Raw genomic sequence first — 26,720 nt, forward strand, 5'->3', positions numbered from 1 at the left:
AATATTTTGACTATATAGATTGCTTAGATTGTTTGGCTACATAGGTTGAAGATCATGCACCTTCGATGCATGATGACGTGTTCTGGAGGTGAGAATTGAGACTCCTCGCTTCGCTCTGAGTTGGAAGTGGTGTTATTTCTTAAAATCGGTCGAAGCATGCTTCGACCGTCTATAAAGCTCCATAAAATCTAATCCGCCAATAGGTCTAAATACTCTGTACTAAATACTAAATACTATAAAAAACCGGTCTCCCGCTACTTCACAGCCTGACTCACTTCAATTGGCAAATCTGACTCCAATACAGTAGCACCATCGGCAAATACAGCACGATATTTAGCTGCTCGTTCTTCTTTGCTGGCTAACTTATCGTACGTTGGAGCGGAGGAAATCATACACAATACGCCTTTCTCTTTAAAGAAATTATACATGGCTTGATTGGTCTCTTTGATTTCAGGACCGATGTAAACAATCATTCGGTTGTATGGAAGTCCAGATGCTTTAAATGCTTCTAAGTCCTTTTGGGTTTTGATATGCATGGAAAGATACTGCTTTGGGTTTTTATCCAAATAGAATTTTGCTTGTTCTACATTGTGAACAGTTACCCATACCCAAGCATAAGCATCATGCTTACGGATAATCTCTGCGGTCATTTCCATTGGGAGATCTTTCTTATCTAAGTTTAAGATGGTCTTTCCCTTAGCCCATTTGATCATTTCATCCAGGGTATTGATCTTATATTTTGTCGGCTGACCATGATGATCCTTTAACCGCAGTTTCTTCAACTCCTTGTAGGTGTAATCAATCACTTTACCTTTTCCAGTTGTAGTACGGTCAAGCGTAGCATCATGAACCATAACGGGGATACTATCTTTACTTAATCGGGGATCGATTTCAAATATGGCAACCGTATGCTTTAGTACAGATTTCATAGCAGGAATAGAGTTCTCGGGCATGCCATTCTCTATCGTTCCACGATGACCTGAAATCACCTTTTTTCCTGGAGCATATTGAAAATATTGATACATGGATTCAACCGTAGGAAAATTCAAGGTCTGTAATTTCTGCGCCTGACTGGCAAATGGCAACAGGAAAAAACATAATGCAGCAATACGGATTGATTTATTCATAAGTGTTTAAGTTGATGGTCGAAATTAAGCATTCAGTTTTAATAAATTAAAACCTTTATGTTTATCTAATGTTATCAAAGTCAGTGCAGAGTTCTCCTGAACAATCTTTCGGTAATTTTTTAATGGCATCCCCAATTGGCTTGACATAAACAAGCGGTTTACACCATTATGTCCAACTACTAAGACCGTTTTTCCATCGTATTTATCCATTAACTCATCATAGAAATTATTCAGCCGATTTAATACTTGCTGTCCAGTTTCACCGATATTTCCTGCGCGAAATGCGCTTGGATCAGAAAGCCAATTGAACCAAGAATTCGGATCATCTGCAATAAATTCATCGGAAGTCTTTCCTTCCCATTCTCCAAAATTCACCTCTATAAGTCGATCATCCACTTTTACATCTTCACTTCTTCCTGAGGCAATTTCTGCAGTTGTTTTTGCACGTTGGAGTGGGGAACTGAACACTGCATCAAATTGAAAATCTTTCAACAGTTCTTGCATTCGATTTGCCTGTGCTATTCCCCTTTCTGTTAATGGGATATCTGTTCGTCCACAGTATTTATTCCCTTCTGCATTGTATGCGGTTTCGCCATGTCTCAATAGACAGATTGTGATCATGAAATATAATTTAGTTCTTTTAGTTTAAGTTTGAATTGTTGGTATTGAATCTCATATTGAGCATGCAATTCCGGGTCGGGTAATACTTCCTTTTCCACCTTAGCCATTGCAGCTGCAGCGTCCATAAGGGAAGAATAATAGGTATTGGAGGCGGCCATAATAGCTGCACCAAAAGCCCCACTTGCTTCTTTACACTTGTAGGTAGGCACATTCATCACTGAGGCTCGGATTTTCAACCAAATAGCTGAATTTGCACCACCACCTGCGGAATAAATTGCTGCAACTTTTTCTCCTGACAGCTCCTCAATAATTTCATAAGCCAATCGTTCTATAAAGGCAACTCCTTCTAAATTTGCAGCATATAACATTTCCTGCGATAAGTCACTTGGCGCAAATCCTCTCGCTAGAGGAGCCATTATCGGATATCGCTCACCCTCTTGCTTCAATGGCCAGGCTAACAAACCAGTTGGAATCAAGCCTTCTGCGGCTTTATTCAACATATCTAAATCTGTTGGAAAGTCTAAGGAAATCCAATCGGCTCCGGTATTACTTGCTCCTCCCGGCATCCAATATCCTTGAGGATGTCTATGCGAATACAAGCGACCTAATGGATCCACTAATTTTTTTTTGGTGACTCCTTTGATGACTAAGGTTGTTCCAATTGTGGTATTCCAATCGCCCGGTTTAACTGCTCCTGATGCCATTTGTGTAGCACATCCATCGGTCATTCCTACAACTACATCAATTTGCGGAATCCCCCATTCGATAGCTAATTCTTTATTTAACTTGCCGATAACAGAACCAGAAGGCACTACTTCCTGCATCCAGGATTCTTGTAATCCTAATTCTTCAAATAAGTATTTCGGCCATCGAAAATATGTTAAATCATATCCAGTCTTTAATACATTCGTATAATCTGTGGCATGGTAATTCCCGGAAAGTTTGCCCACTAGGTAATCGGAGGCATGAATCCACTTAGCGATATGCTTGGCATTTTCAGGATAGGTCTCCACAAACCAGAGTATCTTTGAAATACCGCTTGATGCATTAAACCCCGTATAGCCATCTTTAACATGTTTTAAAGCTACTTCACGACATCGCTTACCTTGTTCGGCGGAACGACCATCACTATACATAATAGCGGGGTGTAGCGGCTTATTTTTAGCATCAAGGGGTATGACTGTTCCAGATGTGGAAGTAACTGAAATTGCCCTAATTTGATTTTTATCAATATCGTTTGTTCGCTGTTGGAATAAATTTCTTAGCATTTCATAGCAATCCTTCCACCAGATTGCTGGTGATTGCTCCTCGCGGAAGTGCTCATCCAACATAAACTTGCGTGCATCCGAGGCAATCAGTTCACCATTCTGGTTCACCAAAATTACGCGTGCACCTTGCGTCCCTACATCTAATCCAATAAAATATTGATCCATTTATTGACTAACCTGTTTAAATGTTTTACGGGCATTCTTCCATTCCTGGTATAGTTTCTCAAACTCCTCATGATCCTTTGGATGAACTTCATCCAGTAACTCCGGCGTTTTATTCGCAATCCCTAATGCATCATTACAGATGAACACACCGCCTAAAACCGAAGCTTGACGGAATGTATCGCGAATACGGATACTCTTCCCAAATAGGTTGGCAATAAATTGACGAAGCTTGCGACTCTCCACTCCTCCTCCACAAGCCCATATATAGGATTCAGCATGGGGAGATACGGCGCATAAGAACTTATAATTTTCATAGATACTGCACGCAATATCCCAAAGAATCGCAAAAACAAAACTTCCACGAGTTAATTGATGCGACACTGGCGCATTGAAAATAAAGCCACCTTTGGTTAATGGTTCTTCTTCATCTGCAATTAAAGACCCTAAAGATGCAACACATTGCGAATAAGTTGCATCTTCTAGTTCCTTTTCAATCACCTCATAACCCTCATTGGGATAAAAAATCTCTTTTAAGCGTTGGTAGTTTAAGCCGGTTACTCCAGCGTTGGCTTCTAAGATATAATTATCAGCATCAATATGCCTGCTGGTCCAAGTGCGTTGTTCCTCATCCTTTTCATAGGTAGAAACTATCTTGATAATAGGAGTTGTCGTACCGGAAACAATAACCACATCATTCGCCGAAGGATCCATACTACGAATGGCCAATTGCGTATCCCCTCCTCCTACGACAACGACAGCCTCTGTACTGATACCAAATTCCTTAGCAACATCAGGCTTAACTTGACCTAAAATACTGCCTGAATCATAGACCGGAGGTAATATATCTGTGGATATCTGAAATAATTCTGCTAATTCAGCAGACCATTCTTTCTTCTCCACATCATAGAGCAAGGTCTCTGATGCTTGTGAAGGTTCATAGCATGGCTTTCCGGAAAATTGGTATTGAATCCAATCACTAATACTCATCACGTAAGCAATTTGATTGTATATTTCAGGATACACTTCACGTACTCCAACTAATTTGAAAGCCGAAAAAAGTGATGTCGGGTATCTCCCAGAAAGGTTATAAACCGTATCTTTATCGATTAGATCTTTCTCCCAAGCTCGCCCACGATGGTCAATATTAGGCATTCCCAACAAAGCTTTTCCTTCTTTATTGACTATTACAATTCCTTCGCGCTGACTGGTTGCAGTAATTGCCTTAATATCAATAGCACCCGTTTCTGCCAATGCAGCTTTACTAAGTCTGAGGATTTGTTGCCATAGTTCATCCGGATTAAGATAGATGGAATCTTCATATTGATGGTCTGTTTCATAATGAACATTTTCTCGCTTGATGCTCCAAAGTGCCCCATCAATACCTGCGGTTGCCACGCGTGCATTACCAGTCCCGATATCAACAATTAAATATCCTTCTTTGTGTGCCATATTAGCCTATCGTAATTTTATCCAATACTTGCTTATTGACCAATTGCTTTATGGTCATATTTCCCTTCTTGAAGAATTCTCGAAGGTTGTTATTCATGATAAATGCGTGATGATCTTCTACTTCATGGGTAGCACCAGCGATATGCGGCGTAGCTAAAACCCTTTTATTAAGAATCATCTTATAATCCAACTCGTCAGGTGGTTCATTGTAAAAAACATCAAGAACCGCACCACGGATTTTCTCCTCTTCAATGATTTCTAAAAGGTCCATTTTATTGACAACTACTGCCCTTGCTGTGTTAACAAATATGGCGTCTTCCTTCAGAAGCGAGAGGTATTTTTTGTCGATTAGATTTTCTGTCTCCGGAGTAACTGGCAGATGTATTCCCACAACATCACATTCCTTGAACAGTTCATCCAAGCTTACTTTTTTATAGTCTTTGTTTTCATCGGTATAGTAGGGGTCAAAATAGTAGATTTCAGCAGGGAAATTTTGAAGCATTCGAGCAATATGTTGCCCTACAGCACCAAATCCAACCATGCCTACCTTTTTACCAGCTAGTTCATTCCCCTTAAACTGCAGGTAGGAAGTATGTGCTCCTTCTCCCCAATTTTTGCCTTCCAACCATTGCATTGCTGGCAAGGTATTGCGCATGATGGTGATCACATTGGCAATAAACATCTCAGCAACGGCTTGGGCATTCCTTGCCGGTGTATTAAAAACTGGTATTCCCAATTCTGTTGCTACATCCAGATCGATGTTTGAGGGTGTACCACGGCAAATGCCTACAAACTTTAAATCAGGATGCTGACGTAAAACATCCTCCGTTATTTCATCGTGCTCCGATATTAATGCTTCTGCACCAGTCTCGTTCAACAAGGCACTTATTTCGGTTGGGTTATATGCTCTGCCATGGGGTTTCCATGAACGATAGATTACCTCATCAAATAGCCCCTCCAATTCACGCAAGGCTTTCTCGTTCTCATAAGGTGCAGTTAATAAAACCTTCATATGCTAATTTTACTTTTATGTGTTCAATAAATTTAATTCTCCAGTACAGGTAGCTCCTCTACTTGTTTAGGGATACTGATAAACTTGGTTAATATTGCAGAAATGATATATAAGCCTGCAAGTACCCAGATAACACCTTCTGATCCGATGCTACCGATTAATAAACCTACTATGGCTGGTCCAACAAATACTGGTAATCCTGCTCCAAGGTTTAAAATGGCCATAGCGGCTCCTTTATCCTCTTTTACTAGCGATGGTACCAATGCCGATAATGGAACATAACCTGCTAACAAGGCGCCCCATGCAATACCTGCCGCCATCACTGCCCAATAACTTCCATCAAACCAGATTGGCGAATAATAAAACAATACGGTACTGATGGCACAGCCTACGCCTCCAAACCACATAATGGTATTTTGCCATCCTAAACGATCGCCTACAAAACCGAAAATGAGATTAAATGCTATGTTACTGGTGAAAATAGTACCCCAGATTTGTAGCCATTCTTTGGTATCAAATCCGTGTTCTGCCATGTATAGTGGAAGGAAAACAGGAAAGGCAAATTGAGCGGTTGTATTAATTACCCGTACTATGCCTCCAATTAATACTTTTGGTTCTTTGTTGACAATGGTTAGCCCATTTACTAATTCTTTCACCTTGGACTCCTTAGATGCCTTGGTTTCGAATTTATCCCGGTTCAATACCAAAGCAAAGAATGCCCCGATTAAAACCCATAAAATGGAACTCCATAAAGTGTTCTCATAGCCGTAACGTTCCAATGCCCAGCTGGAATAATAGGCACCAAGAACATTTAATCCGCCAGTAAAGACAAACCAAAACCAACCTACTGCTCGTCCCAACATATTATTCGGCGTTCGGTAGTTAATCCAAACCATAAAGGAATATGCAAATAGTGGGTATCCAAATCCTCGGATGGCATAGAATAGCAACATGGCATTGTAATCAAGCTTAGCCATTCCCATGGAAATAAAACCTATGGTTCCAATAATGTATAAAAGCAAGCCCATAACCATGGATTTCCTTGGACCATAGCTTTCCGCTAATACCCCCGAAAACCAAGATGATATGGCAATTGTAATCCCATAAACGGTGAATAAACTTGCTGACTGTTCTACAGTCATTCCATGTTCAATGAGGTAAGGACTTAACCAACCTTGCTCCACACCATCCCCCATCATGAAGATTAATATACCGAGATATCCCCATGCCAGATTGCTTGGAATTCCAAGCTTGTTGGATAAATTGTCTTGTGCCATATGGATTTATTTTGTTTTAGATTATATAAATTGGTTCTCTAAAATAAATAAAAATTAATAAAATATAACATTTTTAAAGTAATTGTACCTAAAAAAAGAACAGTACTCCGCACTATCCTTATTTTTTAGACAATAAATGCTGTTAACTTGTTATCAATTTTTAATCGAATTCTAACTTGTTTAGGTATAATGCAGCAGGGCATCCACGAAATAATGGTCGCTAGGTTGTATCTGTTTATAGGTATTCTTGATAATTTTTGCAGAACTTGCTTTTATAGGCCCCTTGGTAAAGATGAAATCAATCTTCTTTGCTTTAGCTTGCCGGGGATCATCCAATGGTTTAAATCCGTTTGTTGAACCCTCTGGTTTAACATCTCCATGAACTTGGCTATAGCTATCTGTCCATCCTGCCTGTAGCACATCTTGATAAACCTTGGTATCCATACCTACATTGAAATCTCCAGTCATGATCTGCACAAAATCAGTTTGGTATTGTGCTGCATCCTCCAGGATAACCTGAATTTGTTTCTCTCGAGCCTCATTGCTGATATGATCTAAATGCAAGTTTACAAGTCGAATTTCCTTTTCAGTTTTCTTATCAAGCAGCCTCACCCAAGAGCAATTCCTAGCTCTAGCAGAGCCCCAAGATATGCTGCCCGCTTTTAGGGGTGTTTCAGAAAGCCAATAGCCCCCAGCTGTCAATAATTCAAATCGCGTCTTGGAAAATAGAATTGGGTTCTTGGCAATTCCATGATAGCCTTCTTTAAATTGGTCCATCTCAGGACCATCAAAACCAAATGCTACGTAATCTTTCAGGGAAGACTTTAAATCTAAAAATTGATTTTTAAGTACTTCTTGAAATCCGATAATATCAGCTTTCTGCTGACGTATAACTTGAATACAGGCTTCCTTTCGGTGCTTCCATCCCAGTCCCTTTTCAACATCTTCTGGTAAATCTACTCGGATATTGCAAGTAAGAATTTTCAAGGCTAACGAGGAGCTCACATCAGCCGCATGAATGTCTATCTTGGACAACAAAGGCAATGCAGCTAAAAGTCCTGCTTTCTGTAAAAAAGCTCGTCTATTTGGGGAATTGGAAGATTTCATCTTTTAATTCTTTAGGACTAGTTTAAACCTTCACCTAGATATGCTCCTGAAGCGAGTAATTCAGTACGCAAAGCTTCAACATCTACATCTGCCGGAGAAACTCCTCTACGCACTGCTTGCTTCGCTGCACGACCTGCTGCTTCTCCCATAGCCATACATGGAGCCATTACACGAATAGCAGACATCGCCTCATGAGTAGTGGAAATGGATCTTCCAGCAACCAATAAATTCTTCACTTTCTTAGGCACTAAACTTCGATACGGGATATCGTAGCTATCTCCACACCAAGTCAAAGTACAGCCTCCACCTTCTGGATGATGTATATCCAACGGATAGCTTGCTACTGCAACTGCATCTTCAAATCGACGACAGGACAATATATCATCTGCAGTCATCACATAATTTCCAACGATACGCCTTGTTTCGCGAATGCCTAAGAAAGGTGCCATCTTGGTAAAATGTGCATCTTCAAATCCTGGCACATATTCTTTCAAATATCGCTGTATTTCTTCTACTTGCTTACGGCCTTCAATCTCTCCATAGGTTAAACTCTCTGGGTTAGTTCCATCTACTCCATTGATACGGGACATATTCACCCATACTTCTCCTTCTCGTAATCCAGTAATCAGGATTGTTCGTTCGACGGGCAATTTATAACCTTCAGAACGTGCTTTCTCCATAACACTGCGCAAACCAACTACAATAAACTGATTGTTCTGCCCAAAATATTCGGCTGGGATAAAATCTGTTAAATAAGTTCTAGGCTCCTCAGCTATGGACATGCGTAATTTCTCTGTATCCACTCCTGCCATACAAAACATCAGTGTAGGCGGTTGTGCTCCACCAACTTCATTTCCTTGTTCACATTCCACACCTGCTTTATAGGCTACATCAGCATCTCCTGTGCAGTCTATCACTGTTTTTGCCAGGATAATTTCTCTACCAGATTTACTTTCGATAATGACACCTTTCAACTCATCGCCTTCCATGACAACCCCAGCAGAGAAAACATACAGTAATACCTTGACTCCTGATTCTTCTAAAGACTTTAATCCGATATTCTTCACTGCCTCTGGCTCCACCAAGGTTAAACTCATGTGTAATGGACATGGACGATGTTCTGATGCAGCATCAACTTCTTTTAATCTATCAATAAATTTCTGAGGTAATCCCTTAATAATCTGATTACCTTTTTGTCCTAGAAATCCTAAAATAGGTAGACCAATGGTCATATTTCCTCCAACAAAACTTCGGTTATCAATCAGTGCGACCTTTAAGCCATCAGAGGCAGCCGCCTGAGCAGCTATAATACCAGCTGGTCCTCCTCCTACTACTAATACATCTACCTCCATACGCACTGGAGTTTGACGTGCTGGCTCCATAATGGTTTTCAATTCTGCCATAACGAATCTTCTATTTTGAATTTATATACTTAAGCTTAATTTTTAAATTTTAATTGCCAGCTAAAAGAACGGCTTTTGTTTCCTTTGGTTTTTCTTTTTTCACCATAGTCCATAAAATCAGAACTGCTATAGGATGCATAAATGCCATCGCAATGAAAATTGTTCCTGCACCCAATGAGCCCATCATCTGTCCTACAAAATAATTGAACAAAACTGCCCCTAATGCTCCGCACCCACCCGCTATACCTAATACTGAAGCCACATTCTTTACTGGAAAAGCCTCAGCAATAACCACCGAAATGGTAAACAACCAGGATAAACATGCCACAGCCACTAAAGCAAAGATGAGAATGGTTAAATAGGGATTGTTGACATAGGCTGTCAAGCAACACAGAGGTGCAAGTACTGCAATACTACTCAACATGATTTTCCGAGCCAATAAAGGCTCCTTTCCTCGTCTCACCATTTTATCAGACCAAGCAGAGGTAGCTATAGCTCCTAAATCAGCAACTAAAAAAGGGATCCAACCAAACATACCTATTTGTGCTAAAGTAAGTCCACTTTCCTCTTGTAAGTAACCCGGCAACCAAAACAAGCAGAAATACCAAACGGGATCACTTACAAAACGAATCAACAGAATACCCCATAAGGTTTTAGTATTCCATAATTGCCCCCAAGTAAAACTAGGCTGCTCACCTTCAGCAGCATCTACTCCTACAGCTTCATTTCGAATCTCTGCTGGTGGCTCGGTATAAACTAAGAACCATAACAAGGCAATGATAAGTCCAACTATACCGGCCACAATAAATACCGTATGAAAATCATATTGCATAGCCAACCAAGCAACCAATGGAGGGGCAATGATAGCACCTATACTACTTCCTGCCACACAAAGGCTATTAGCCGTCGCTCGAAGTTTCCCGGAAAACCAAACCGTAATTACTTTTAATTGAGCAGGAAAGTTAGTCGGTTCAGCAGCACCAAGCATTCCACGGAAAAACAAGAAAGACCCAAAGGTTCTGGACAAACCTCCACCCAAACAAGCTGTTGACCAACCAATAATTCCAAACAACATGACCTTGCGCTCACCAAAACGATCCACCAACCAACCGGACACAGGATACATCAAAGCATAAAATATAGTGAAGACATTCAAGACCATAGCATAACCATCATCTCCTAAGTCAAATTCGGCCTTCAGCATAGGCTTAAGGATGGAAACGATCTGCCGATCATAATAATTGAATACAATCGCCAAAAAGATAATAAAGATGATAAACCACCTTCTTCGTTTAGCTGGAATTGGAATGGTAAAGTTCGACATAAAGTAGATATTGGTTAGAGTATCTCGTTGACCTTAGATTCAAATGTATAAAAAAAGAATACAAATAAAAGATTTTTAAATAAAAAAAAACAATTCCAACCTTCGAAAAAGTAAACTATATTTGTTAATATATTAACTTAAAATTTAATTATGATGAATATTACTGATAGACACGAATTCATCCTAAAAAACCTGAAGGAGAAAGGAAAGATAAGTATCGATTGGTTATGTGAAACGATGAAAGTTTCCAGTGTTACTATCCGCAAGGATTTAAAAGTATTAGAAGACAAAAGTCTTTTGTTTCGTGTAAAAGGTGGTGCTTCCATCACAAATCCTTATGCTATTGATCGTCCAATATTAGTCAAGGAATCCATCAATAGCGATGAGAAACAGCGCATTGCACAGGAGGCATTAAAACTTATCAAAAACAATGACTCCATTATCATCGGTTCTGGCACAACGGTCTTTACATTGGCAAAAAACCTGGAATCTAATCACGGATTAACAGTAATTACACCAGCATTAAAAGTTGGTTTGGAGCTCAGCAACAAGATTAATATCGAAGTTTTGCAATTAGGCGGTCTTATTCGTCCGAACTCATCATCTGTGGCTGGACAATACGCCATGAGGATATTAGATGAGATATCCTGTGGCATTTTATTCTTGGGAGCTGATGGAATTGACTTAGACTTTGGAATCTCCATTAGCAATCTGTCAGAGGCCACTTTAAACCAGAAAATGCTATTAAGTGCACAGAAGGTAGCCATCCTTGCAGACAGCTCTAAATTCGGCAAACGAGGCCTAGGAAAGATCTGCGAACTGGTCGATGTAGATTATATAATCACCGACAACAAGGTATCCCCAACTACCGTGAAAGCTATTGAAGATTTAGGAATAAAAATTATCTTAGCATAGCAGTTCAACCTTACACATCTCCTATCTATAGAAAAAGATTTTTAACATATTGATGTTTAAAAATCTTTTTTTTATTTTCGAAGTCGCTTATTGACAAAACATCCTACCGTTGTTTTTCAATGCAAAAAGCTATACAATTATGATTCACCCCTCTTTAACACATTGAATACTTTAAATTCTTATTATATTAATATTACTTAATTAATTTTGAAATGTTTTTAAATTATTTTATACCATATTTTGAATAGGAATCTTAAAGGAATTAGATAGATAAAAAATACATTTAAATGCGCTTTAAAAAATAAACATCAACACAAACTGAACAAAAAAAGCTACCAATTGGTAGCTTTTTTAAATGCCTTAATATCTCCAACACCTTCGCTAATCACCTTCCATAACACTTCTCTCTTACCTCAAACCTTTTCTCTTTCAATCATAATCCTGACCTTCATGCTTTTGCCTAACAGCTAAGCGGTCTCAAATCTAACAGCTAAGCAATCTTATACCTCACATCTAACAGCGAAGCGGTCTCCAAAACCAAAAAGCCACCCCTTTACAGGAGTGGCTTTGAATACCTAACAAATTGACAGCGGTTTAAAAAATCTTTATTTTACTGCGTCTACAACTGCTTTGAAAGCATCTGGGTTATTTAAAGCTAAGTCAGCTAAAACCTTACGGTTCAAACCTACGTTTTTAGCGTTTAATTTACCGATCAACTGAGAATAAGAAATTCCGTGTTGACGAGCTCCAGCGTTAATACGTTGGATCCATAAAGCTCTAAACTCGCGTTTTTTGGTTTTACGGTCGCGGTAAGCGTACTGTAAACCTTTTTCTACTGTATTTTTAGCAATAGTATAAACTTTGCTACGAGATCCGTAATAGCCTTTGGCTAATTTAAGGATTCTTTTACGTCTTCTTCTAGAAGCAACTGCGTTAACCGAACGTGGCATAATTATTAAATTTTAGTTTGGTATAAGGTGTTACGTTTTTCAGCAAGCTTACTACCCGATACCCGGTTAAAAATATTGTTATTTAAAAAAAATTGTATAAAACTTATTTACCGATACCTAGCATACGTTTAACGTTGCCTGTATCACCATCAGAAACATAGCTTGTTTGAGTTAAGTTACGTTTTTGTTTGGTTGTTTTCTTAGTCAAGATGTGGCTTTTGAAAGCATTTTTTCTTGCAATTTTACCGGTTCCAGTCAATTTGAAACGTTTCTTCGCGCTGGAATTGGTTTTAATTTTTGGCATAATACTATAAATTTTATATCAATCTGTTAGATACTACTTATTTTTTAACGGTGGTCTTTGGTGCCAAGGTCAAGAACATACGCTTACCTTCTAATTTAGGTAGCAATTCTACTTTACCATATTCCTCCAATGCCTGTGCAAATCTCAACAACAAGATCTCTCCTTGTTCTTTAAACACGATTGCACGACCTTTGAAGTGCACATAAGCACGCACTTTCTCACCGCTTTCCAAGAAACGCATCGCATGCTTCAATTTGAATTCGAAGTCGTGTTCTGAGGTATTAGGTCCGAAACGGATCTCCTTGATCACGGTCTGCTTTGCGTTAGCCTTGATTTCCTTTTGTTTTTTCTTTTGCTCGTATACGAATTTACTGTAATCGATAATCTTACAAACAGGAGGCGTCGCATTAGGTGAAATTTCCACCAAATCTAATTCCAATTCATCAGCGAGTGCTAAAGCTTGTCTAGTCGGGAATACTCCTTGTTCTACATTGTCTCCTACTAAACGCACTTCGGGAACTCGGATATGCTCGTTTATACGATGCTCAGGTTCCTTTTTTCTGATAGGGCCTCTATTGCCGAAATTGTTACTTTTTGCCAAATGTTTCCTTAATTAAATTAAACAGTTATTTCTTTTATTATTAAATCTTTAAATTCTGTAGCGGACATTGATCCTAAATCTTGACCACCATGTTTACGAACTGAGATCTCTCCGCTTTCCATCTCCTTCTCGCCTACGATCAACATATAAGGGATTTTCTTAACCTCTGCATCACGTATTTTGCGACCTACCTTCTCATCACGCAAGTCAATCAGACCGCGAATATCGGAATTATTTAGGGATTCCAAAAGTTTTTGCGCATATTCTTCATATTTTTCTGACACTGGTAAGACGATAAATTGCTCAGGGGCAAGCCATAATGGGAATTGTCCTCCACAATGTTCGATCAATACTGCAACAAAACGTTCCAATGAACCAAATGGTGCACGGTGAATCATCACTGGACGGTGCTTCATGTTGTCACTACCTGTGTATTCCAACTCAAAACGCTCTGGCAAATTATAGTCTACCTGAATAGTTCCTAATTGCCATTTACGTCCTAAAGCATCCTTCACCATGAAGTCTAGCTTCGGTCCATAAAACGCTGCCTCACCATATTCAACTATAGTTGGCAAGCCTTTTTCGGCAGCAGACTCGATAATAGCTGCTTCTGCTAATGCCCAATTCTCATCAGATCCGATATACTTTGTTTTGTTTTCCGGATCACGAAGTGAAACCTGAGCTGTAAAATCGTTGAAACCCAAAGCTCCAAACACATACAACACCAAGTCAATTACCTTCTTGAATTCCTCTTTTACCTGATCTGGACGACAGAACAAATGCGCATCATCTTGAGTAAACCCACGTACACGAGTCAATCCATGTAACTCACCTGATTGCTCATAACGGTAAACTGTTCCAAACTCCGCAAAACGAACTGGAAGTTCCTTATACGAACGAGGTTTCGTTTTATAAATCTCACAGTGATGTGGACAGTTCATTGGTTTTAACAAGAACTCTTCACCATCAACTGGTGTTTTTATCGGTTGGAAGGAGTCTGCTCCATATTTCTCATAGTGACCAGAAGTGATGTACAATTGCTTATGACCAATATGCGGAGTGATCACTGGTTCATAACCAGCTTTAATCTGCGCACGTTGCAAAAAGTCTTGTAACTTCTGTCTCAAAGCAGTTCCTTTAGGCAACCATAAAGGTAAACCCATTCCTACCTTCTCAGAGAATGCGAACAATTCCAATTCACGACCCAATTTACGGTGATCGCGTTTTTTAGCTTCTTCAATGAACTTCAGATATTCAGTCAATTCCGAAGCTTTAGGGAAAGTAACCCCATAAATACGAGTTAATTGCTTGCGAGTTTCATCACCGCGCCAGTAAGCACCAGCTACATTAGTTAACTTCACAGCTTTAATTACACCTGTATTTGGGATATGTGGTCCACGACATAAGTCAGTGAAATTCCCTTGTGTATAGAAGGTAATTTTTCCATCTTCTAGATCTTTGATTAGATCCAGTTTGTACTCATCACCTTTTTCGGTAAAGTACGCTAAGGCATCAGCTTTAGATACGGCTTTACGTTCGAAAACCTCCTTTTGCTTAGCCAATTCCACCATCTTATCTTCGATTTGTTTAAAATCATCCGAAGAGAATTCACGATCTCCGAAATCTACATCATAGTAGAAACCAGTTTCGATGGCAGGACCAATACCAAATTTAATTCCTGGATACAATGCTTCTAAAGCTTCTGCTAATAAGTGAGCTGAAGAGTGCCAAAAGGTGTTTTTACCTTTATCGTCATTCCAGGTCAACAATTTTACAGAAGAGTCGTTTTCAATTGGACGTGAAGCATCCCATACTTCGCCATTTACCTCAGCTGCCAATACGTTACGCGCTAAACCTTCGGAAATGGACAAGGCTACTTGCATCGCAGAGGTGCCTTTTTCGTACTGACGGACCGAACCGTCAGGTAGTGTAATGTTGATCATACTACAAATTATGATATCATCTTGTTAAAAATTCACGATTCCTTTCAATGTCTACAAGTACCTTGAAAATTGGAATCACCTTAATTAATCGAGGTACAAAAATACGAAATTTTTATGGCAAAATGAAATCGAACACGCTCATAATTCAATTTCCCGAGAACTAGAAGACAAAGCGCAAATCTATTATTTCAATAGGTTAAAGGCCTATTTTATTGGCTAGGAATAAAAGCCAACCATGCACAACAAACAGTCAAAAGTGGAGATGTTACTTAATTATCAAGACTTATCCCTAACTTTGCAGCAAATTATCAATACTATGGCAAATCAAGTTCCAGAAGACGGCAGTTTTCTTCCATTAATGGAGGAGTTTTACACGATACAGGGCGAAGGATATCATACTGGAAAAGCAGCATATTTCATCCGCTTAGGAGGTTGTGATGTAGGTTGCCATTGGTGCGATGTAAAAGAAAGCTGGGATGCCGAACTCCATCCATTGACTTCTGCGGAAGAAATTGTAGAGCATGCAAAACAGCATCCTGCAAAAACAGTGGTGATTACTGGAGGTGAACCCTTATTGTATAATTTAACCTACCTAACCCAAAAGCTTAAGGAAGCAGGGATTAAAATCTTCTTAGAAACCTCAGGTGCTTATCCTTTGTCTGGTTACTGGGATTGGATTTGTCTTTCCCCTAAGAAATTCAAAGGTCCTAGACAAGATGTCCTCAGTGCAGCAGGCGAATTGAAAGTCATCGTCTTCAACAAAAGCGATTTCGAATGGGCAGAAGAACACGCCAAATACGTGAGTGCCAACTGCAAGCTATACCTACAACCAGAATGGTCTAAGGCAGCTGAAATGACGCCACTTATCATCGATTATGTAAAAGATAACCCAAGATGGGAAATCTCCTTGCAAACACATAAGTATTTGAATATACCTTAAGGTAGATATGAGACTGCTTTTTATAGTATTTAGTATTTAGTACGGAGTAGTTAGACCTATTGGCGGGCTAGTTTTTATGAGATTTTATAGGTGCGGTCGAAGCATGCTTCGACCCTACAGTAAGGGACTTAATTGCCAATATTTTCACGAATGCTTGTAAGGGCGATGCATGCATCGCCCGTTATACACCAATCTTCATCCTTTTCTTTACCCTGTAAATCCTTTAAACCATTTTTGTATCGGGCGGACATACCGTTCGTTCTCGTCGGGGATAAATCCCCTTCCCTCAAACTCACTCAGTACCGCCCCTACCTTACGTGCTACCTAGAAAGTAGAAATAATCAATTGATTAAATATTGGAATGCAGTCGAAGCATGCTTCGACCCTACAAAACTCCGTTTTTACACTTCCTATCTAACAGCGGAAGCGGTCTCATCCTACCACTCAAATACCGCGCTTTCTGTTCTACCTTCAGACATGATTTTCTTGGCTTTTTTTACAAGCTCTGGATGTTGAGCAGCAATATCATTCTTCTCAGCAATATCCGATGGTAAATGATATATAGCTATAGGAGCATCAGGATTTCCTTTTGCTTTTAGGCGTATCGCTTTATAGTCACCCATGCGGAGACCTTGCTTACCTCCTCCTTCATGGAATTCCCAATACAAGTACTCATGCTTTTTCTGTTTTCCTTTCCCTAATAAGCTTGGCGCAAAGCTGATACCATCCGTCTGCTTCATGCCTTTGGCACCTGCTAGTTGCAATAAGGTAGGCGCTACATCCCAGAATGCAGCAATATGGTTGCTGCGGGTATCCGCTTTCACTTTCGCTGGCCACTGTATAATCATTGGCGTACGGACTCCGCCCTCATAAACATCGCGCTTATTACCTCGGAAAGGACCTGAACTATTGAAGAATTCCGGATCAGCTCCACCCTCACGGTGTGAACCATTGTCTGAAGTGAATAGAATAATGGTATTATCCAAAATCCCCTCCTCTTTCAATGCATCTACGATTTGTCCAACATGTCTGTCTAGGCGAGTTACCATAGCAGCATAAGTAGCATGCGGCTTGGCTTGGGAAGTATAACCAACACCTGCATTTGGACCATAATCATTGCCCTTGAATGGTTTTTCCTCAAATTTACCGTCATACATTTTAAAGATATCGTCATTTGGAACGATCAATTCTGCATGTGGCAATACCGATGGAACATACATAAAGAATGGACCATCAGGATTATTATGAATAAATTGTAAGGTCTTTTCCTGAATCAAATCCGGAGCATAAATATTGGTATGCGCCAAATCATTCCCCTCAAGTTCAATCCTTTTCTCATCATCCCACAAATGCGTTGGATAGTAGCGGTGCGATTGTCTCTGGCAATTGTAGCCATAGAAGACATCGAATCCTTTTTTTAGCGGATCACCAGTTGTACCGACCATTCCTAAACCCCACTTACCAAAGGCACCGGTTTTATAACCTGCCGCTTTTAGGTTCTGTACAAAGGTTTCAATATTAGCCGCTAATGGCTCCTGTCCCTCAGGCACTATTTCTTTATTTCCACGGATATAAGTATGACCGGTATGTTGTCCCGTCATCAAGGCCGACCTTGAAGGCGCACAAACCGGTGCACCAGCATAAAAGTCTGTATAAAGCTTGCCATTCTTAGCAAGTTCATCAATATTTGGCGTCAAGATTTTCTCTTGACCATAAGCACCAACATCGGCATAACCTAAGTCATCTGCCAGGATAAAAATAATATTAGGTTTCTTGTTTTGGCCATAAACTAGGCAGTTTACCCCTACAAAACAAATTAACAGAAAGCGTTTTAACATAATTATAATTTCATAATTTGACCGGTTTTCACCGATTCATCGCAAGCAATCGCTATCCGAAGACTGTTTAAGGCATCTTGCATAGACTTCGATAAGTCTAAATCTTTCGCTATAGCCTTTAAAAAGAAGCGTTGCTCTCGGTTACATAATTCTTGATGGTCAGGTTCGTCGTTTAGGTCGATCCACTCATCTTTTTTAATAAACTCATTTTCTTGGTTAATGTCTGCAAAATGAACTTTCAACGATTCCGTTTTGGTGTGTGATTCTACGGAATCCGAATTACCGGCTTTTCCCGCATCATTGGCTACAATGGAAACACATCCTTTAGGTCCTATGACATCCTTGATAAAAAAGGCGGTCTCACTGATCATCGGTCCCCAACCCGCTTCATACCAGCCTACACTTCCATCATCAAAACGAATCTGCAATTGACCGTAATTGTAATTGTCTGCCGGAATATCATCAGATAACCTGGCACCTATAGCGGAAACACTGATTGGTTTGGCATCGGTCATCTGACACATCACATCGATATAATGAACACCACAATCAACAATAGGACTTAAGCTCTGCATCAAATTGCGATGCACATCCCACATGTAACCATGACTTTGCTGATTAAGATTCATACGCATCACCAAAGGATAACCTAAAGTTCTGCTCACCTCAATAAACTTGATCCATGATGGATGTTGACGAAGGATGTAGCCAACAACCAATTTCTTGTTCGCCTTATTGGCTGCAGCAATTACCTTTTCAGCACCTAATACCGTATCTGCTAATGGTTTTTCGATGAAAACATGTGCTCCAGCTTCAAAGGCCATGATAGCATAGGCTTCATGCGTATCTGGATAGGTCGAGATACATACCGCATCAGGTTTTGTAGAAGCTAAGGCATCCGCATAATCGGAAAATAAGGCATAATCAGCTCCCAATTGGCTATTTAACTTTTCCTTGCTTGCACCACGGGATACCAACCCCACAATTTCAAACGCATCCATATCGTGGTATGCTTTCGCATGAGAAGCTCCCATGTTGCCACAACCAACCACTAAAATCTTAATTCGTTGACTCATTTTCTAATCTGACAATAACTTAAGTAGCTAATCCTGGTCTAGGAATTAATGCCTTATCAACTGGCATTTCCCAATTGTACTCTTCAATACCTGGACCATATACTTTCGTGGAATTCTCAATCTCATCTAAGCTAATGATTTTTCCAGCATAAGCAGCTTCCCTACCCCAGATAGCTAGTAAAGTAGAATCAGCCATAAAATCCCCATCATTAATTACTTGCTTGTTGCGGATGGCAGCAAACAATTCATTATGTTGAGTTTGATACATATTATCGGTCTTTCCGGCAAACTTCCAAGGGTTCTGTCCAAAAATCTCATAACTACTTAAAATCCCAACTTTCATAGCACCTTTGCTACCAACAGCTTCAACCGTATTTCTAGGCTGCGTACCATTTTGTTGGCGACCAAAGTGGAATCCCTTCACGCCATCTCCGTAATCAAATTCAATAGCAAAATGATCGAAAACATTTCCAAACTTGTCCCAAGGTCTACTTTGACGACCTCCGGTGCCCGATACAAATTTTGGAAGCCCACGGTTCAACATCCAGCTCATGAAGTCAATGCTATGTACCGTTTGTTCAACGATAATATCACCAGAATAACGTTGGTAATAGTACCAATTGTGCAATTGGTAATCCAAATCTGACCAATTTGCCTGTCTAGGCTTTTCAGTCAATTCACCCCCTAAGCGGAAGGTACTAATGGAAAATATATCACCAATGGCACCACCGTGAATTTGTTTTGCCAATTCTCTGTTTGGGTTGGTATAACGAAAACAGAATCCAGAAACTAAATTCAGCTTCTTCTCCTTAGCAAGTTTTACGGCTTCGCGAACTTTATGCACTCCTGGGATATCCACCGCCATAGGTTTTTCACAGAAGACATGCTTGCCTTTTTGAATTGCAAAATTCAATTGATCAGGTCGAAAGCATGGAGGAGTAGCCAACAATACCACATCCACATCGCTGGAAATTAATTTCTTATACGCATCAAAACCCACATACTGTCGTTTCTCTGTTACTTTTACACGATCCTTGTGGGCTTCTTTAAGACTAGCTAAAGCGGTATCCAATTGTGTTTGGAAAATATCCGCCAATGCCACGATTTCTACATCGGGGTCTGCGTTTAAAGCTTGAAAGGCTGCTCCGGTCCCCCGACCACCACAACCCACCAAACCTATTTTGATGGTTTTCTTTGCACCCATTGGTTCGGGCACATCTAAAGTCGTAGCACCTAGAAGGATACCACTACTCTTAATAAAATCTCTACGGTCCATTACGTATTTATTATTGCGATTTAGATTGATCTATTCATTTCCTATTTTGGGTAAAAACGAAAAATAGTCAATGGAAATAGTTATTTTCACAGCAAATTAACAATTATTACATTTTTATGCAAATAACCGAAACCGAAACCCTCCCTTTGGTAAGTAACACTTCTGTTGTACTGGGACTGCTTATGGTCATCCTTGGTTTAGTCTTCTATACCTCGAACTTATCCAATAAATATGTAAAAGGATTTTACAATATTATCCCACCACTATTGTTATGTTATTTTTTACCAGGTGTATTAAATTCATTACATATAATCGATGGTGCAAACTCTCCACTTACGGGTGTTGGCAGTAATTACTTGCTCCCTGCCTGTTTGATTTTGTTTGTATTGAATCTGGATTTAAAGGAAATGTGGGCACTACGAAAACGTGCCGGATTAATGTTTATCACTGGTACCATTGGTATTGTGATTGGTGGTCCTTTAGCTGTTTATCTTACAGCATTAGTCGCACCTGAAGTTGTAGGTGGAGCTGCACCAGATGAGGTATGGAAAGGATTAGGTTCTCTGGCAGGTTCTTGGATTGGCGGAAGTGCCAATCAGGTAGCCTTAAAAGAGATTTTGCAGCCTTCGCCTAAAGTCTTTTCTTCCATTATTGCTGTGGATGTATTTGTAGCTTATATATGGATGGCTTTCCTTTTATATGGAGCTAGTAAGTCTAAGAAATTTGATAAATTCTTCAATGCGGAGTCTTCTGATGTTGAAGCCTTAAAGGAGAAAATGGATGCTAAAGTAAAAGCAAACAGCAGAAATCCAGAAACGAAAGATTTAATGTACATAATAGCTTTAGCTTTTGGGGGTACTGCCTTAGCGGCTATGTTAGCCGGACCATTGGCTGCCTATATGGGAACCAATTTCCCTGAACTTGCCAAATTCTCTTTAACCAGTACCTTCTTCTGGGTGATCTTCTTCGCATCTGTCATCGGAGTTATCCTTTCATTTACACCTGCAAAAAAATTAGAATACGTAGGTGCTTCTAAAGTAGCTACAGTATTCTTATACGTATTGATCACCACCATCGGAATGCAAATGGACATTACCGCCATTCTAGACAATCCGGGCTTATTGGTTGTCGGCTTGATCTGGATGTCAGTACACGCATTACTATTACTAATTGTAGGAAAAATATTCAAAGTACCATTTTTCTACTTTGCTGTGGGAAGTATGGCCAATGTGGGAGGAGTTGCATCTGCTTCGGTTACCTCTGCAGCATTCCATCCATCCCTAATTTCTGTAGGAGTAATCCTTGCGGTATTTGGATACGCCATAGGAACCTATGCTGGTTGGCTAACCGCTATCCTCATGCAGATGGCCTCACCAGGGGCAATGTAATTGAGACCGCTTCGCTGAAAAAGACCGCTGCGCTATTAGACATGAGATATGAGACCGCTGCGCTATTAGATAGGAAGTGTAAAGACCTAAGGTTAAACCTTAGTTCTTTACAGCTTAACGGGTTCTGCTTTCTGACGTTAATAATCTTTTATCTTCAATAAAACGGGCTTTCTAAGCATTTTGCTTTAAACCGACTAATAGTCGCCTAGCGTAGGGCAGTACTAAGCGCAGCAGAATGTCTGCCCGAGATAAAAAACACTATTTAGTCGATAGTAAACCTTTATTCCCCACCAATCACCCTTCATCTTTCACCTTTGGTGAAAGATCTTCAAACTTTGTCAATCCTATTTAATACAAGAATCGAAAACATTTTTTTAAACGGTCGATGCATGCTTCGACCCTACAGTTATGGAGGGTATGGCGGAAAAAATCATCCTGAAATTAACCGTTTTATGTAGGGTCGATGCATGCATCGACCGCTAAAAACCTTCTTTACCAATCCACAAAAATGTCATCTTTCACCTTTGGTGAAAGATCTTCAGACTATACAAAATCCTATTTAACACAAGATTTATTACCATAAAATAAAACGGTCGATGCATACATCGACCGCTAAAAATCATTAAATCATATTCCTAATGGACAAGGGTCTGTCGTCTGTCGTCTATTATCTGTCGTCTGTCGTCTAAAACAAAAAAAGCGGTGCTAAGCACCGCCCGTTTTTTAACATTAATCAAATAACATTATGGTGAGTAAAGTCTTTATTTCTTACTAATACTATCCTGAAAGATCTGCCAGTCATAGTAATGGAATACTCGACCATTACTCATGGCTACCAACATACCTTTAGAGAATTTTGTTCCTATCGGCAAGGAGAGCGCATCAGCACCGTCACATTCGATCGCTGAAACAGGAACTTCTGCTACACGATCATGTTGATGAGGTTTGCCTTGCGCACCTTCTCGTGGATAAATATTAAAAGAATTATTTTGTTGATTCGAGATGACGATATACCCTGTGCTGTCGCTACTTTTGTATAGTGCAATCCCTTCATGATCTGATTTGAAATCCTTCTGACCAAATAGTGCCAATTCCTCATTTCCTTTAGAGGGATCAGCGTAGTACTTGTGAATACCAAAACCTTCATCAGAATAATAGATATAACCAAGTTCATTATCTACTACTATGGCTTCTATTTCCTTGCCTCCTTGGAATTTTCCAAAGGCACGTACTTTCTTTCCTTTTACTTGCCCAGCATCTTCAAAAAGCTCGTATTGGAACAAGTAATTGTCTGGACCAGCAGTTTTACGACCTACTACAGCGAAAATTTTATTGCCAGTAGAATCCTTTTGTGTGTACAAAGCAATCCCCATTGGTGAGCGCTCTGTTTCACCTTCGAAGACTGGAATACCACCATTATCCAATGGTTTCAAATCTGGCAAGCTAAATACGCGAATCATATTAGTTCCACGTTCGGTTAACACAGCGATATCTTGAATCTTACCGCCGACGTTCATGCCATAAGCGATATCCACATTATTCGGGCGATCCAAAGGAGTCACTTTGTTGATGATCTTGCCATCCATATCGAACGCATAGAGACCACCAGTTTTTTCGTGCTTGTCTGTACCGATTACCATCACTTGCGTGCTATCATTTGGATTAACCCAGATGGCTGGATCATCGGTATCATTTGGCACCTGCTCAGTCACAACACTAGGTTTTACAGCATTGTCCGCAACTGGAGCCAGTTTGCTCGTGCAGGCTCCGAATATCAGAGCCGCCGAGCATATGGTCATGAATTGTATTTTCATCTATTGATTTTATTATGCTTACAGGTCAAATTTCAAACCTAAGGTATATCTTGACTTGTAATATTCTAATTGTTTCATACGGGCAACATCACCTTGGTAATAACGTAATGGTTGATCCGTTAAATTGTTCGCCTCAGCAAAAATGCGCAATTGAGGAGTAATCTTGTAACTAGCATTAGCATCTAAAAAGAATTGCTTGTCATAATAAGCATCTGTAAAAGAATCCTCTCCTACTTCATCTAAATATGCTGCTGTATAGTTTGCCGATACACGAGCGGAGAATTTACTGTTTTCCCATGATAAGGAACCATTCAACATGTGTGGTGCAGTTCTAGGTAAACCTAATCCTTCACGCATAACACCATCTGATCCAGCGATACCTTTTGCCTTTGATTTGGTGTAAGTATAGTTCGCATATACACCAAATCCTTGTAAGAATTTTCCAGGTAGGAAATCTAACTGTCTTTGGAATGCAATTTCAGCACCATATAAATCTACTTTATCACCGTTTCTATGTTGAACCATCTGCCAGTTAGCACCTGCAGGGATTGGATTAACCTGTGTAGGGAATTCACGAGCAAAATCAGCAGTGGTATAGTTTAAGTTCGCATAAGAATAGATGAAGTTTTTCAAATTCTTATAGAATAAACCTCCAGAAATCAAACCGATGTTACGGTAGTACTTTTCTAACATAAAGTCGAAATTATGCGAATAAGTAGCCTTTAAATCTGGATTACCTGCTGAAATTTCACTTTTCTCAGAAATAACACTGATGAAAGGAGCTAAAGCATAGTAATTTGGTCTAGCTAAACCTGTTGAATAAGCTCCACGAAGAATAAAATCATCACTGAAGTTATGCTTGATGGAAAGGTTTGGAAGAATGTTGGTATAATTAAACTTGTTGCTAATTGTACCTTTTAAATCTTTCTCATCCAATACGCTATTACCAGTGTAATCAATACGCGTATGCTCTAAACGTGCCCCTAAGATTAAGGTCGTTTTTTCAGACAAATTTTGATCCCAACGGAAATATCCAGCATAAATCTGCTCCTTGGCGTTGTAGTTATTCGCTAAATACTCTTTTCCTACAGGTTCTTCTTTGTATTTTGAAGCATCTTTCAAGTCAAGACCTCCTAAATAAGATTTATCAACGTAGGTCCCAGGTGCATATTTCTCCCCTTGCTCCCATCCTTTGCCATCCCAAGTAACATTTGGTAATGCTGTCATATCTGCAATGGCAGTTGTTGGCTTATATTCATAAAAGATATTCTCTCTTACTTTGGTTTTCAAACGTAATCTACCACCGAAACGGAATCTTCCTTTTTGACCGTCAATAACACTTAAAGGCAAACGGAAATTGAATTTACCACCAATTTCATCCTCGTGGGTATTATTATCGTTTTCAGTAATCTCATGGAATTTATACTTGCTAAGATCAGTATTGGTATTTGTCACAAAAGGCAAATAAGTGTCTGCTAAATCTTGTCCAAGACTTGCATCCTTCATACGGTAGGCAATGTAACGCTCATTAGGACGATCTTCTTCTGCACGTGAATACGATGCTGACCAATCAAAATCCAATTTAGGCGCTAAAATATGCTCCCCTTGCATGGAGAAGTTCATTACACTCTGACGCTCTAAACGTGCATTTTTATTAGTACTGTTGTCAATACCTCCTTTGGTTTGACGGCTGATTTCACCAATATAGGTTTTCTTAGCATCATCCCATTTCATGTCTTTATAACGTAATCTATAACGATTCTCTAAATCGTCACGCCAGTTATACATGGCATTCAATGAAATACGGTTTCTGGAGTTAAAATCATAATCCCAAGCTGCAGAAACACTACGACGGATACGGCTAACATCGTATTTACGAACATCCATCTCTTTCATGAATGTATTTCCGTCTTTTTGGTTCCATACTGCCTCGATATTATTTGAACCAAAGTTCTGCGATTGTAAAGTTCCAGAAAGTACGATACCCATTTTATTATCCATAAAGCGGTTACCATAAATTAATGTTCCATTATAAACTCCTTTTTCACGGATAGGCGCATAACCACCACTTAAGGTAGCAGATATACGTTGTTTGTTAGGAGCTGCACGAGTCACCAAATTTACCGATCCACCGATCGCATCAGCATCCATATCCGGCATTAAGGTTTTGTTTACTTCCACAGATGAAATCATATCCGATGGAATTAAGTCCATTTGCACATTACGATTATCACCTTCAGCTGAAGGGATACGGTCACCGTTTAAGGTTACAGAGTTAAGTTCTGGAGATAGACCACGTACAATGATATTTCTAGCTTCACCTTGATCATTCTGCATAGTAATACCTGGTACACGTTTTAATGCATCACCAATATTCTGATCCGGGAAACGACCCACTTGATCGGAAGAAATAATATTCGTGATGTTACTGTTATTTTTCTGTTGGTTTAATGCTTTGGCTTGTCCCTTAGCTAAATCACCAATTACTTGAACTTCATCTAAAGTACGGGTTGCCGCCTCTAAAAACACCTCAACTGTAGGTTGATTTAAACGAACCTCGATTTTCTGTTCATAATGTTTGTAACCTAAGTAATCTACCGATAAAGTATAGCTACCTGCAGGTAAGTTTAAGAATTCAAAATTTCCATTACCATCAGAAACGGTATAACGATTACCCTCGGTAATTCGTAATGTCGCTCCGGGCATGGAAAATTTGTCGTTATTGTCCATAACTTTCCCCTTTAGAACAGTGTTCTGGGCAAAGCCTAAACAACAAATAAATTGTAATAAAATTAGTAAAGTAAATCTCATATAATACTGGTTTTAAATCCTGGTCAAATTTATATCCTTTAGTTAAAACCATAATTAACCCTATGTTATGATATTGTTAAATAAGCAGGCTCGAAACTTAATATTATCAAT

General features: G+C 39.6%; 21 protein-coding genes. 3 read left to right on the forward strand and 18 right to left on the reverse strand.

Features of this window, described 5'->3' with window-relative positions; genetic code table 11:
- Nucleotides 1-254: 254 nt before the first annotated feature.
- The 9 genes from ABD676_RS17440 to ABD676_RS17480 all read right to left on the reverse strand — a co-directional run bounded on the left by ABD676_RS17440 (nt 255) and on the right by ABD676_RS17480 (nt 10,753).
- The gene (locus ABD676_RS17440; protein ID WP_344675954.1) at nt 255-1,127 is read right to left on the reverse strand and encodes a glycerophosphodiester phosphodiesterase family protein; all 873 of its coding nucleotides are present in this window, start codon (nt 1,125-1,127) and stop codon (nt 255-257) included.
- 24 nt (nt 1,128-1,151) lie between these two features.
- Nucleotides 1,152-1,748, reverse strand: coding sequence for a histidine phosphatase family protein (locus tag ABD676_RS17445; RefSeq protein ID WP_344675955.1), 597 nt, complete (start codon nt 1,746-1,748; stop codon nt 1,152-1,154).
- Complete coding sequence (locus tag ABD676_RS17450) at nt 1,745-3,181, reverse strand: FGGY-family carbohydrate kinase (protein ID WP_344675956.1); 1,437 nt, start codon at nt 3,179-3,181, stop codon at nt 1,745-1,747. The genes ABD676_RS17445 and ABD676_RS17450 overlap by 4 nt, the downstream gene beginning before the upstream one ends.
- Nucleotides 3,182-4,630, reverse strand: coding sequence for an FGGY-family carbohydrate kinase (locus tag ABD676_RS17455; protein WP_344675957.1), 1,449 nt, complete (start codon nt 4,628-4,630; stop codon nt 3,182-3,184).
- Nucleotide 4,631: 1 nt separating this feature from the next.
- Nucleotides 4,632-5,642 (reverse strand): NAD(P)-dependent oxidoreductase, encoded by a 1,011-nt coding sequence (locus ABD676_RS17460; protein ID WP_344675958.1) that lies wholly within the window; start codon nt 5,640-5,642, stop codon nt 4,632-4,634.
- Between the two features lie 32 nt (nt 5,643-5,674).
- On the reverse strand, nt 5,675-6,919 hold the full coding sequence (locus tag ABD676_RS17465) for an MFS transporter (RefSeq protein WP_344675959.1): 1,245 nt from the start codon (nt 6,917-6,919) through the stop codon (nt 5,675-5,677).
- A gap of 180 nt (nt 6,920-7,099) precedes the next feature.
- Complete coding sequence (locus ABD676_RS17470; RefSeq protein ID WP_344675960.1) at nt 7,100-8,026, reverse strand: endonuclease/exonuclease/phosphatase family protein; 927 nt, start codon at nt 8,024-8,026, stop codon at nt 7,100-7,102.
- A 17-nt stretch (nt 8,027-8,043) separates the two neighbouring features.
- Entirely contained in the window at nt 8,044-9,429 is a 1,386-nt protein-coding gene (locus tag ABD676_RS17475; protein WP_344675961.1) for an FAD-dependent oxidoreductase, read from the reverse strand.
- A 49-nt stretch (nt 9,430-9,478) separates the two neighbouring features.
- Nucleotides 9,479-10,753, reverse strand: coding sequence for an MFS transporter (locus ABD676_RS17480; RefSeq protein ID WP_344675962.1), 1,275 nt, complete (start codon nt 10,751-10,753; stop codon nt 9,479-9,481).
- 150 nt (nt 10,754-10,903) lie between these two features.
- Between ABD676_RS17480 and ABD676_RS17485 the strand changes: the two genes are divergently transcribed.
- On the forward strand, nt 10,904-11,668 hold the full coding sequence (locus ABD676_RS17485; RefSeq protein ID WP_344675963.1) for a DeoR/GlpR family DNA-binding transcription regulator: 765 nt from the start codon (nt 10,904-10,906) through the stop codon (nt 11,666-11,668).
- Between the two features lie 605 nt (nt 11,669-12,273).
- On the opposite strand, the gene rplT is transcribed toward ABD676_RS17485, so the two are convergent.
- The 4 genes from rplT to thrS form a co-directional block, all read right to left on the reverse strand.
- Entirely contained in the window at nt 12,274-12,618 is a 345-nt protein-coding gene (rplT, locus tag ABD676_RS17490) for a 50S ribosomal protein L20 (protein WP_344675964.1), read from the reverse strand.
- A 103-nt stretch (nt 12,619-12,721) separates the two neighbouring features.
- Entirely contained in the window at nt 12,722-12,922 is a 201-nt protein-coding gene (gene rpmI / locus ABD676_RS17495) for a 50S ribosomal protein L35 (RefSeq protein ID WP_344675965.1), read from the reverse strand.
- A gap of 37 nt (nt 12,923-12,959) precedes the next feature.
- Nucleotides 12,960-13,523, reverse strand: coding sequence for a translation initiation factor IF-3 (gene infC / locus ABD676_RS17500; RefSeq protein ID WP_344675966.1), 564 nt, complete (start codon nt 13,521-13,523; stop codon nt 12,960-12,962).
- Between the two features lie 17 nt (nt 13,524-13,540).
- Entirely contained in the window at nt 13,541-15,466 is a 1,926-nt protein-coding gene (gene thrS, locus ABD676_RS17505) for a threonine--tRNA ligase (protein ID WP_344675967.1), read from the reverse strand.
- Nucleotides 15,467-15,782: 316 nt separating this feature from the next.
- Between thrS and ABD676_RS17510 the strand changes: the two genes are divergently transcribed.
- Nucleotides 15,783-16,406, forward strand: coding sequence for a 7-carboxy-7-deazaguanine synthase QueE (locus ABD676_RS17510; protein WP_344676033.1), 624 nt, complete (start codon nt 15,783-15,785; stop codon nt 16,404-16,406).
- Nucleotides 16,407-16,843: 437 nt separating this feature from the next.
- Here ABD676_RS17510 and ABD676_RS17515 read toward each other — a convergent pair whose 3' ends face one another.
- From ABD676_RS17515 to ABD676_RS17525, 3 genes are read right to left on the reverse strand one after another with little or no spacing between them, the layout of a single operon-like run.
- The gene (locus ABD676_RS17515; RefSeq protein ID WP_344675968.1) at nt 16,844-18,244 is read right to left on the reverse strand and encodes an arylsulfatase; all 1,401 of its coding nucleotides are present in this window, start codon (nt 18,242-18,244) and stop codon (nt 16,844-16,846) included.
- Between the two features lie 2 nt (nt 18,245-18,246).
- A complete protein-coding gene (locus ABD676_RS17520; RefSeq protein ID WP_344675969.1) occupies nt 18,247-19,320 on the reverse strand; it encodes a Gfo/Idh/MocA family protein in 1,074 nt (357 codons plus the stop codon).
- A gap of 19 nt (nt 19,321-19,339) precedes the next feature.
- Nucleotides 19,340-20,596: a Gfo/Idh/MocA family protein gene (locus ABD676_RS17525; RefSeq protein WP_344675970.1), complete on the reverse strand. Its 1,257-nt coding sequence runs from the start codon at nt 20,594-20,596 to the stop codon at nt 19,340-19,342.
- 116 nt (nt 20,597-20,712) lie between these two features.
- On the opposite strand from ABD676_RS17525, the gene ABD676_RS17530 reads away from it, so the two are divergent.
- Nucleotides 20,713-21,984 (forward strand): DUF819 family protein, encoded by a 1,272-nt coding sequence (locus ABD676_RS17530; protein WP_344675971.1) that lies wholly within the window; start codon nt 20,713-20,715, stop codon nt 21,982-21,984.
- Nucleotides 21,985-22,745: 761 nt separating this feature from the next.
- On the opposite strand, the gene ABD676_RS17535 is transcribed toward ABD676_RS17530, so the two are convergent.
- Both ABD676_RS17535 and ABD676_RS17540 read right to left on the reverse strand, forming a co-directional pair.
- Nucleotides 22,746-23,798, reverse strand: a complete 1,053-nt coding sequence (locus ABD676_RS17535; RefSeq protein WP_344675972.1) for a phytase — start codon at nt 23,796-23,798, stop codon at nt 22,746-22,748.
- Between the two features lie 18 nt (nt 23,799-23,816).
- Nucleotides 23,817-26,609 carry a TonB-dependent receptor gene (locus ABD676_RS17540; RefSeq protein ID WP_344675973.1) on the reverse strand — a complete coding sequence of 931 codons (2,793 nt, stop codon included), beginning with the start codon at nt 26,607-26,609 and terminating at the stop codon, nt 23,817-23,819.
- Nucleotides 26,610-26,720: the final 111 nt, after the last annotated feature.

Source organism: Sphingobacterium kyonggiense, from assembly GCF_039536825.1.
Lineage (GTDB): Bacteria > Bacteroidota > Bacteroidia > Sphingobacteriales > Sphingobacteriaceae > Sphingobacterium > Sphingobacterium kyonggiense.